General features: G+C 37.4%; 8 protein-coding genes and 1 pseudogene. 5 read left to right on the top strand and 4 right to left on the bottom strand.

Going from position 1 to position 9868, the window contains the following annotated elements; genetic code table 11:
• From purH to ACH2BV_RS09225, 3 genes and pseudogenes are all read left to right on the top strand, one after another.
• A pseudogene (gene purH / locus ACH2BV_RS09235) lies at positions 1-256 on the top strand (bifunctional phosphoribosylaminoimidazolecarboxamide formyltransferase/IMP cyclohydrolase); the annotation flags it as partial.
• A 9-nt stretch (positions 257-265) separates the two neighbouring features.
• Positions 266-508 (top strand): hypothetical protein, encoded by a 243-nt coding sequence (locus tag ACH2BV_RS09230; RefSeq protein WP_395050437.1) that lies wholly within the window; start codon positions 266-268, stop codon positions 506-508.
• Positions 453-695: a DUF2283 domain-containing protein gene (locus tag ACH2BV_RS09225; protein ID WP_395050436.1), complete on the top strand. Its 243-nt coding sequence runs from the start codon at positions 453-455 to the stop codon at positions 693-695. Before ACH2BV_RS09230 ends, ACH2BV_RS09225 begins: the two co-directional genes overlap by 56 nt.
• On the opposite strand, the gene ACH2BV_RS09220 is transcribed toward ACH2BV_RS09225, so the two are convergent.
• Positions 631-3663 carry a reprolysin-like metallopeptidase gene (locus ACH2BV_RS09220; RefSeq protein WP_395050435.1) on the bottom strand — a complete coding sequence of 1011 codons (3033 nt, stop codon included), beginning with the start codon at positions 3661-3663 and terminating at the stop codon, positions 631-633. The two genes, ACH2BV_RS09225 and ACH2BV_RS09220, sit on opposite strands and share 65 nt — an antisense overlap.
• A 318-nt stretch (positions 3664-3981) precedes the next feature.
• Complete coding sequence (locus ACH2BV_RS09215) at positions 3982-4548, bottom strand: DUF1543 domain-containing protein (RefSeq protein WP_395050434.1); 567 nt, start codon at positions 4546-4548, stop codon at positions 3982-3984.
• Between the two features lie 104 nt (positions 4549-4652).
• Between ACH2BV_RS09215 and ACH2BV_RS09210 the strand changes: the two genes are divergently transcribed.
• A complete protein-coding gene (locus tag ACH2BV_RS09210; protein WP_395050433.1) occupies positions 4653-5150 on the top strand; it encodes a hypothetical protein in 498 nt (165 codons plus the stop codon).
• An 81-nt stretch (positions 5151-5231) separates the two neighbouring features.
• Here the strand turns inward: ACH2BV_RS09210 and ACH2BV_RS09205 are convergent, their stop codons facing one another.
• Positions 5232-6179 (bottom strand): TerC family protein, encoded by a 948-nt coding sequence (locus ACH2BV_RS09205; protein WP_395050432.1) that lies wholly within the window; start codon positions 6177-6179, stop codon positions 5232-5234.
• Between the two features lie 146 nt (positions 6180-6325).
• Entirely contained in the window at positions 6326-7339 is a 1014-nt protein-coding gene (locus ACH2BV_RS09200) for a glutamine synthetase beta-grasp domain-containing protein (RefSeq protein ID WP_395050431.1), read from the bottom strand.
• Positions 7340-7540: 201 nt separating this feature from the next.
• Here ACH2BV_RS09200 and ACH2BV_RS09195 point away from each other — a divergent pair, with 201 nt between their 5' ends.
• Positions 7541-9730 carry a glutamine synthetase III gene (locus tag ACH2BV_RS09195; RefSeq protein WP_395050430.1) on the top strand — a complete coding sequence of 730 codons (2190 nt, stop codon included), beginning with the start codon at positions 7541-7543 and terminating at the stop codon, positions 9728-9730.
• Positions 9731-9868: the final 138 nt, after the last annotated feature.

The following is a 9868-nucleotide window of genomic DNA, read 5'->3' as shown; positions in this document are numbered from 1 at the left end:
GGGGCAGATGAGCCGCATCAACTCTGCGCGCATCGCCGCGATCAAGGCCGAGCAAGCAGGTTTGCAAGTGGCCGGTTCAGTGATGGCCTCCGATGCCTTTTTCCCGTTCCGTGACGGCATCGATTCCGCCGCCAAATCCGGTATTGTTGCGGTGATCCAGCCTGGTGGTTCGATGCGCGACGAAGAAGTGATCGCGGCAGCGGACGAGCATGGGATGGCGATGGTGTTCACCGGCATGCGTCACTTCAGGCATTAAAACGCTGCTGTGAAATTCACCCTCTATTTCGAGACGATGCGTATCCGCCCGGATAGAGCGGGTATCAAGCCTGAATGGATACGGCAGGTGAAGGAGAGCCCGGCGAAGGAAACGATTCAGGCGGATGGACGGATACGCCGCTGGGCCGCCATACCTGAAGCTGAGGGTAAATACCTTCGAGTTATCCTGCTGCCAGATGGTGAAACGGTGCACAATGCATTCTTCGACAGGAGATTCAATAATGAAGATTAAATATTTTCAGGATACCGACACACTTTACATCGAACTGCGGGCTGCGACCGTCGTTGAAACGAACGATGTGGACGAAAACACACTGCTTGATCTCGATGAAAACGGCAAGGTTTGTGGCATAACTATCGAGCATGCGGCTGAACGGGTTGATCTGCACAGCTTTTCATTTGAGTGGATGGAGGCTTGAAAGTGCAGAAAAGATATCCGCATTGTGCTTTATCTACCCTACGATACTGTTTGGTATCATAAGATTGCATGCAAGGGGAACACATGTTTGGATTTGGTCGATTGAAATCACCATCTGGTCCGATTTTCCTAGTTGGAAATTCTTCGCTCTTTTCGAGGAAACAACTCACTCCAACTGGAGCTGGCGTAGTAACGTTTTCAATGTTACTGGCAAGAGAAAAGTTTCCTGCCGCATCTTTCGCTACGACATAAAAGGAGTATGCAGTAGAAGCAGTTAATCCGGCTACGGCCAATGAGGTGGCAGTAGTGTTTGTTTTCAATACACCATTTTGATATACATCATAACCGCTAATTCCTACGTTATCAGTTGCTGCAGTCCAAGACAAGTTGGTACTTGAAACGGTAGTTCCTGAAGCGGAAAGTGCAGAAGCTGTTGGAGCTGTAGTATCAGCTGGAGCAGGTGTGGTAATGTTTGCAATGTTACTGGCAAGAGAAAAGTTTCCTGCCGCATCTTTCGCTACGACATAAAAGGTGTAAGCAGTTGAAGCAGTCAATCCGTTTACAGTTAATGAAGTGGCAGCAGTGGTTGTTTTCAATACACCATTTTGATATACATCATAACCACTAATTCCTACATTGTCAGTAGCAGCAGTCCAAGACAAGTCGGTACTTGAAGTTGTAGTTCCAGAAGCAGAAAGTGTAGTAGTTGTTGGAGCTGTAGTATCAGCTGGAGCAGGTGTAGTAATGTTGGCAGTGTTGCTGGCAACAGATAGGTTTCCGGCCGCATCTTTGGCCAAGACATAAAAACTATATCCTGAAGAGGCAGTCAATCCCGCTACAGCCAATGAAGTCGCACTAGTGGCGGTTTTCAATACACCATTTTGATATACATTGTAACCGCTAATTCCAACATTATCAGTAGCCGCAGTCCAAGACAAGTTGGTACTTGAAGTTGTAGTTCCTGAAGCAGAAAGTGTAGCAGCAGATGGTGCTGTGGTATCTGCAGCGCCTGAACCAGTAATTGTAAAATTCGCGTTATTAACATCAAAGAAGATTTGATTTGTTCCTTTAACCATAATTCTGTTTGTAGTTCCTAGGATATTTGGGATTACTACATTGGCAACACCCGTATTTGGAGTTGCTGAAAGTAAAGTGATTGGGAATGTATTTCCTCCATCTTTAGAAAGTAAAACATCGACAGAGGCACAGTTTATTCCATTAGCGTTGGTTCCGGCAACCGTCCAGTTGATGGTTTGTGTAGTTCCGGCTGCATAGGAAGCGGCGCTGTTTTGAGAATCAACAGTGAAAGGCCCTGAGTTGCCGTCTACGCTAATCATCATATCATCCGTATTATTGGCAGAGCCTGCGGCTCTATTATCACGAACTGTTAATCGGAAGTTTAAGGTTCGGGCAACACCGGGTAGTACTTCAGAAGGGATATATAAACCTGGGGTTGTGTTTAATCCTGCTAATACGGTTGTCATAGTTGGGAAATATCGAATAGCTGAAGTACCTGGCGAATAGGATCTGAATAGAGGTCCAGCAGTATTTGTCGCACTTGGAACAGTGGTTGTCGCATCTCCCAAATCCATTTCTTCCCAGGTATAAGTCAATACATCATCGGTATTGGCGTCAGTCGCAGATCCCGTCAATAGAAATGGAGTGCCTTTTGGAATGGTATAATCCAATCCGGCATTGACAACTGGAATAGCATTTCCGGAAGCAATTACCACAGGACAGCTTTTTGTTTTGATTAAATCAGTAACCTGTTGGATGGTAATAGCGTGAAAATAGGCATCTACATGATTTTGAAATTGTTTTACTGAAAGTCCTCCGTAACTCATGATAGTGGAACCATCTCCGGGTTCCATCTGTGCAGCGTTTCCGTTTTCAGTCTTGTACGTAAATGTATGATTCGCGCCTAACTGATGCCCCATTTCGTGGGCTACATATGCAATATCAAAGGTATCTCCTTGATAGCACCCAGAATAAGCACAACTGTAGCCTCGTCCTTTGTTAAAATCTGAACAAACAGAACCAACACCACCGGCATCCCCGCAGTTAACGGAACCTCCCCCCAATAAATGGCCAATATCAAAATTAGAAATACCTATGGTTGAAGTCAGATTGTTATGATTTTCTACTCCCCAATTAGATTTACTTGAAAAATCAGAATACGGATCGGTTAATGGGTCAATATAGATAAGAGCATCATTATTGCTGACCAATATCATTTTTATGCCAAAGTCTCTTTCATAAACGCCATTAATTCTGGTCAGGGTATTATTCATGCCTGCTAAGGTCAATGATTTTGAGCCGCCAAAGTAAGCAGCGTATTCTGCTGTACAAGCTAATGCCAGTCTTAAAGTTCTTAGTTTTCCATCATCAGCTGCATATCTGGCAACTGAACTGGTTTTTTTAGTTTTTTGGGTGTTCTTAGCCTGATCAATAGTGTTGCATTCAAAAGTGTCTAAAGAAGCTTTTTTGTCTGATTTTTTATAGGCTGTATAGGTTTTTAAATCATCGGAGATTGGTTCGATAAACACGGCAGCTTCATCAGCATACAAAGTCATCGATTTGAATCCTAAAGGAGAGTTGCTAAAATAAGCTCTGGCACTAGGGTTATCGATACCTACGGCAATATAAGATTTAATTTCTGGGTATTTAGCAGCCAATTCCGTTGCCATTACAGCGTTTTCATAAACACGGAACTTTTCAAATTTTCCATCTCCGTTCGGCAACGAAATGAAAGTGTTTGACTTGGTATTAGCATCTCTTTTTGGAGCCGAAGCTAACGCAATTTTTAAAGATTTTACGTCTAAATCAAACAAATGTTTTAAAGGCAACTCTGTTTTTTTTATACTTGTAGAGGTGCTGTTTTTGGCAGATAATTTCCATAAAGGATTTACATTTTGGGCAAAAGAAAGACTGCACATTGCCAATAGGGCAGCTGTTAATAAACTTTTCATAACATTGATACTTAGTAGGTTAAATCTTTATCAAAGGTAAGTAGTAATATCATTTTATCGACAAAATTAACAAAAAATCCGATGAACTACACAAAAATTATTTGTATTGTAGTAAAAAGATGAATTTGTGTAGTTCAACGAATAACCGTCTTAATGGGTTTTTTAAAAAAGGATTATAAGTTGTTGATAATTAGGGATTGTGCTATAAATTATGAAAAGAATAATATGTTAAAAAAATTAATAGTATTCTTAATATAAAAAGCATCCCTTTGTGGGATACTTTTTATGAATTTATGAATATTGAGTTAAAAAAGGTTTTTATATTTTATCCAATTTTAAATACCCAATATTTAATTGGTCTTCTTCGAAAAACGTTTCTACTTTCGTTATTTTCAGGGAATAATTTTCTTTATAATAGTCTGACAAAATATCAGCAACATTATAAATATCATCCACATCAATCCCGTATTTATCGTCAATGTGTGAAGTGGCTCCCTTGAAACCACAATGCTTATAAAAAGTGGTAGCTTTGGCGTTTTTGGAAGCAATACTTAAATTTTCGGCAATGGTGAGCATTTTATAATGATATTCTTCAAATTCATTTTCCTTGTAGCCGCCGAGATTGATGAAAAACAAATTTTCCAAAACAGAATTTTCAATTGTTTCCTTAGCAACAATTTCAATAGAAAAATTATCGACCATGGTAACTTCTCGCCAGGCATCAATATGAATTCGTCCGTTGGCTTCAGGCCAAAAATCAGTCATCTGAGGAATCAAATCTTTTAAATTTTTACCAATTCCAAAAAAAATATCGTGTTGTTCCGTGTACCTGCCTTCGGGCGTGCAGCCCAGCATTATCATATATAACTTAAGTTTGTCTTTCATAGTTACAAATATAATTTAATTTATTTTCATTAAATTCACCAAAGATTACTATTTTGGTTTGATTTTTGAAATAGCCTATTCGAATTAATAAAATATATAAAATCATGAAAAAAATAATTACAATTTTAGCGGTTATCGGAATGTTTAGTTTGCAGGGTTGCACAACAACAGATTCGAATTATGTTGATAATGACACAATAAGTACAGTTTTCGAAACTAATCAAGTTAGTTTTTTGCCAAGCGGGTATAGTATTAAATATGTATTTCCATATGCAATATATAATTCTGACGTTGTTTTAGTTTATCGTTTAACTGGAACCGTGAATGGTAATGATTTATGGGAATTTTTACCGGAGACCCATTATTTTGCAGATGGGACAAGAGATTTTAGCTACAATTTCGATTTTACAAGAAATGATGTCCAAATTTATTTGGAAGGAAATGATTTACCATCGCTTAGTGCCAGTTTTAGATTGAACCAAATTTTTAGAATTGTGGTCGTTCCTGGAGCTTTTGCCGCTTCTCTTAAAACTACCAATTATGCTGCCGTTATTTCAGCTTTAAACATCAATGAGAGTCAAGTTCAGAAGATTAATTTCTAAACAGAAATTCAATTTATAAAAAAAAGGAAATCGTGAGATTTCCTTTTTTTTATGACTTATTCTAAAATTTGGTTATTAGTCTTAGGAATTTTTCTCTTTACTCAGTTGCAATGAAACCACAATTCCTATGAGAAGTGAAATTGCAATAAAAGCCAATGAAGCCCATTCCGGCACTTCGAAAAGATCATGAAGTAACATTTTTAGTCCTACAAAAGTCAAAATTGCAATCAGACTGTATTCTAAATAGCTGAATCTTTCCAGCATATTGGCCAAGAAGAAATACATAGAACGCAATCCTAATATGGCAAAAATATTGGAACTGAAGACTAAAAACGGATCAGATGTAATAGCTAAAATAGCAGGAACGCTATCCATTGCAAAAACGACATCCATTACTTCGATGACGATTAGCGCAACAAATAATGGTGTTGCGGCAGTGATGTGTCTTCTTTTTACAAAGAAATGTTCTCCTTCGATGTGACTTGTAACAGGGATTATTTTGCGTAATGCCTTGTAAACAAAAGATTTTTTTGGTTCAAATTTTTCATCTTCATTGGTAAACAACATTTTCATGGCGGTAAAAATCAAGAAAGCCCCAAAAACATATGCTGTCCAAGTGAATTTGTTGATAAGAAAAACACCAAAATAAATCATCAATCCTCTAAATACAATAGCTCCTAATATTCCCCAAAATAAAACGCGATGCTGATATTTTTGCGGAATTTTAAAAGCTGCAAAAATAATAGCGATAACGAAGATGTTATCGACACTCAATGATAATTCGATTAAATATCCGGTAATGTATTTTATGGAAGCTGCTGCTGGTTTTAGCCCATCAGGATTTGCAACGTAATTGTTTGAGTATAACCAATAAATAACTCCTGAAAACAAAAAGGACATCATTACCCATATCGCAGTCCATTTGCTAGCTTCCTTGGTGCTAATGATATGAGGTGTTTTATTAAAAACGCCTAAATCAAGTGCGAGGAACAGAAAAATAGCTGCTAAAAAGGAAATCCAGACAATCATAGACCTTATTTTTTAAAGTGTAGCAAAGATACTTTTTGATTTTTTAACATTAGAACTTATTCTAAATTAAAGTTTTGTTAAAAAAGCTATCCATAAAAAAAGTGCCTTCATTTCTGAAAGCACTTTTTAATAATATTCATAAAGATTTACAAAGCTGATTTCACAGTTTTGATGATTCTTGCTGCAATTTTATATGGATCACCATTAGAAGCTGGTCTTCTGTCTTCTAAATATCCTTTCCAACCATGTTGAACAGTATAAAGTGGGATTCTGATAGACGCTCCTCTATCAGATACTCCATAAGAGAAATCATGAATAGAAGCAGTTTCGTGTTTACCAGTTAAACGTTGCTCGTTGTATGCTCCGTAAACTGCAATGTGCTCTTCCACCACTGGACGGAAAGCTTCACATATTTTGTCATAAGTTGCTTTATCTCCGCATGTTCTTAGCACTTCATTAGAGAAGTTAGCGTGCATACCTGAACCATTCCAATCCGTATCACCTAATGGTTTTGGGTGATATTCAATATAATAACCATATTTTTCAGTTAAACGATCTAATAAATATCTCGCAACCCAGATTTCATCTCCTGCTTTTTTAGCCCCTTTAGCGAATAATTGAAATTCCCATTGACCACAAGCAACTTCTTGGTTAATACCTTCAAAGTTAAGTCCGGCTGCGATACATAAATCAGCATGCTCTTCAACTAATTTTCTACCGTGTGTGTTTTTCCCGCCTACTGAACAATAGTACATTCCTTGTGGAGCAGGATAACCTCCTACAGGGAATCCTAAAGGGAGTAAGGTTTTAGTGTCCATTATGAAATATTCTTGTTCGAAACCAAACCAGAAATCACCATCATCATCAATAGTAGATCTTCCATTTGAAGGGTGCGCTTTACCATCTGCATACATTACCTCAGTCATTACCAAGTATCCATTGATACGAGTTGGATCAGGATAAATAGCAACAGGAACTAATAAACAGTCAGATGAACCACCTTCTGCTTGCTTTGTTGAAGATCCGTCAAAAGACCAGTTGCCTATTTCTGCCAATGTTCCTTTGAAATTGTCGTGCTCTTCTACTTTAGTTTTACTTCTTAGATTTTGAGTTGGTTCGTATCCGTCTAACCAAATGTACTCTAGTTTTATTTTAGCCATAACAATAAAAAATTAATTAAATGATGTTAAATATTTCGCAAATGTAATTTAAAAGTTTAGTGGTGTAAAATAAAGGGGTATAAATTATATTTCTTAATGCTATTTTTATGAATACCCTATTTTTGTATGGGTTAAATTTTAAATACTATATTTTTTGTATGCAAAAAATAATAATTACCTTTGATAAAAATTATCTAAATTATGTCAACATTACGTTTTCAAGCTCTAAAAGAAGCTTCAACTAGGAAACCAGTCCATTTTGAGGAGACTGACAGGAAATCAACTATTTTTGGTTCAAATGTGTTCAATGAAAAAGCAATGAAGCAGTATTTAACTTCAGACGCTTTCAAAGGAGTACAAGGTGCAGTTCAGCATGGAACTAAAATAGACAGAAAATTAGCTGATTATATTGCCATGGGTATGAAAGAGTGGGCTTTGTCAAAAGGGGTTACTCATTATACGCATTGGTTTCAGCCTCTAACAGGAAGAACTGCCGAAAAGCATGACGCTTTCTTCGAAACTTCGTATGATGGTAGCGATCCGGTAGAAAAATTTGGTGGCGGACAATTAGTTCAACAAGAACCGGATGCATCCAGTTTTCCGAATGGAGGAATTAGAAATACATTCGAAGCAAGAGGTTATACTGCTTGGGATCCAACATCTCCGGCTTTTATATATGGAACCACTTTATGTATTCCGACAGTTTTTATTTCATATACGGGAGAAGCATTGGACAATAAAATTCCTTTGTTGAGAGCTTTATCTGCTATGGATGAAGCTGCTACTGATGTGTGTAAATATTTTGATAAAAATGTAAAAAAAGTTACTGCAACCCTTGGATGGGAGCAAGAATATTTCTTGGTTGACAGCGCCTTGGCAAACTCTCGACCAGATCTTATGATGACTGGAAGAACTTTGCTAGGCCATACTTCGGCAAAAGGACAACAATTAGACGACCATTATTTTGGTTCAATTCCTACTCGTGCCTTGACTTATATGAGAGATTTAGAGCAAGAATGTATGTTGCTTGGAATTCCTGTAAAGACACGTCATAACGAAGTAGCACCCAATCAATTTGAGTTGGCACCTATTTTCGAAGAAACTAACCTGGCCGTAGATCACAACTGTTTGTTGATGGATGTGATGCAAAAAGTGGGAGAACGTCACGATTTGAAAGTATTACTCCACGAAAAACCATTCAAAGGAGTAAATGGTTCCGGAAAACACAATAACTGGTCATTGGCAACTGATACTGGTGTAAACTTGTTGAGTCCAAGTAAGACTCCAATGAGCAATTTGCAGTTTTTGGCTTTCTTCATCAACACTATCAAAGCGGTCAATGATTATGAAGCTTTATTGAGAGGCGCCATCGCAACAGCAAGTAACGACCATAGATTAGGTGCAAATGAAGCGCCACCAGCAATTATCTCAGTATTTATTGGAGAACAATTGACAAAAGTTTTGGCTGAATTAGAAGGCGTGACTATGGGTAAATTATCACCGGAAGAAAAAACCGATTTAAAACTAAATGTTGTTGGTAAAATTCCAGACGTACTTTTGGATAACACGGATAGAAACAGAACTTCGCCATTTGCCTTTACAGGAAATAAATTTGAGTTTAGAGCCGTGGGTTCTTCTGCTAACTGTTCGAATGCGATGACGACTTTGAATACAATTGTGGCAAAACAATTGAAAGATTTCAAAATCGAAGTGGATGCTTTGATTGAAAATAATGATATGAAGAAAGACGATGCAATCTTCAATGTTTTGAGAGAATATATCAAAGTTTCTAAAAAAATCCTTTTCGAAGGAGATGGTTACAGCGAAGCTTGGGAAATTGAAGCAGCAAAAAGAGGTTTGAGTAATTTCAAAACCACTCCTGAAGCATTAAAAGCAAGAGCTTCTAAACAAGCTTTGGATTTGTTTTCAGAAATGGGGATTATGAACCATATTGAAGTGGAAGCCCGTTACGAAATTGAATTGGAAGAATACACTAAGAAAATCCAAATCGAAGGCAGGGTTTTAGGAGATCTTTCGATTAATCACGTTATTCCAACGGCTATTCGGTATCAAAATACTTTGATTGAAAACGTAAAAGGTTTGAAAGATATTTTTGGAGATGAATTTAAAACATTGGCCAAAGAACAAATTATCATAATCAGGGAAATTTCCGGTCATATTGAAGGTATCAATTCTAAAGTAGAAATGATGACAAACGAGAGAAAAAAAGCAAACCATCTGACTGATGCTCAGGCAATGGCCGAGGCTTATTGCAATAATGTGAAACCATATTTTGAAGAGATCAGGAATCACTGTGATAAGCTAGAATTGCTGGTAGATGATCAAATTTGGACATTGACTAAATACAGAGAATTATTGCTCACAAAATAATTACAATATACTATTTATGAGAAATGCCGATCTGTTTTTTAGAGGGCACTGAAAAACATTGCTTATTTTGATTAGCGTTGTTTTCAGACAATAAAAAAGTACTTGTAACAGGATTTTAAAATCCTGTTACAAGCACTT

Origin of the sequence: Flavobacterium sp. (assembly GCF_043780635.1) — a bacterium.
GTDB lineage: Bacteria > Bacteroidota > Bacteroidia > Flavobacteriales > Flavobacteriaceae > Flavobacterium.
Note: the sequence above shows the minus strand (reverse complement) of the source record. Positions and strands in the feature narration are given on the sequence as shown.

Coding starts and splice junctions, on each gene's coding strand:
- ACH2BV_RS09220 (WP_395050435.1), bottom strand. CDS start 3,663: ATGAAAAGTTTATTAACAGCTGCCCTATTGGCAATGTGCAGTCTTTCT.
- ACH2BV_RS09210 (WP_395050433.1), top strand. CDS start 4,653: ATGAAAAAAATAATTACAATTTTAGCGGTTATCGGAATGTTTAGTTTG.
- ACH2BV_RS09200 (WP_395050431.1), bottom strand. CDS start 7,339: ATGGCTAAAATAAAACTAGAGTACATTTGGTTAGACGGATACGAACCA.
- ACH2BV_RS09225 (WP_395050436.1), top strand. CDS start 453: ATGGTGAAACGGTGCACAATGCATTCTTCGACAGGAGATTCAATAATG.
- ACH2BV_RS09215 (WP_395050434.1), bottom strand. CDS start 4,548: ATGAAAGACAAACTTAAGTTATATATGATAATGCTGGGCTGCACGCCC.
- ACH2BV_RS09195 (WP_395050430.1), top strand. CDS start 7,541: ATGTCAACATTACGTTTTCAAGCTCTAAAAGAAGCTTCAACTAGGAAA.
- ACH2BV_RS09205 (WP_395050432.1), bottom strand. CDS start 6,179: ATGATTGTCTGGATTTCCTTTTTAGCAGCTATTTTTCTGTTCCTCGCA.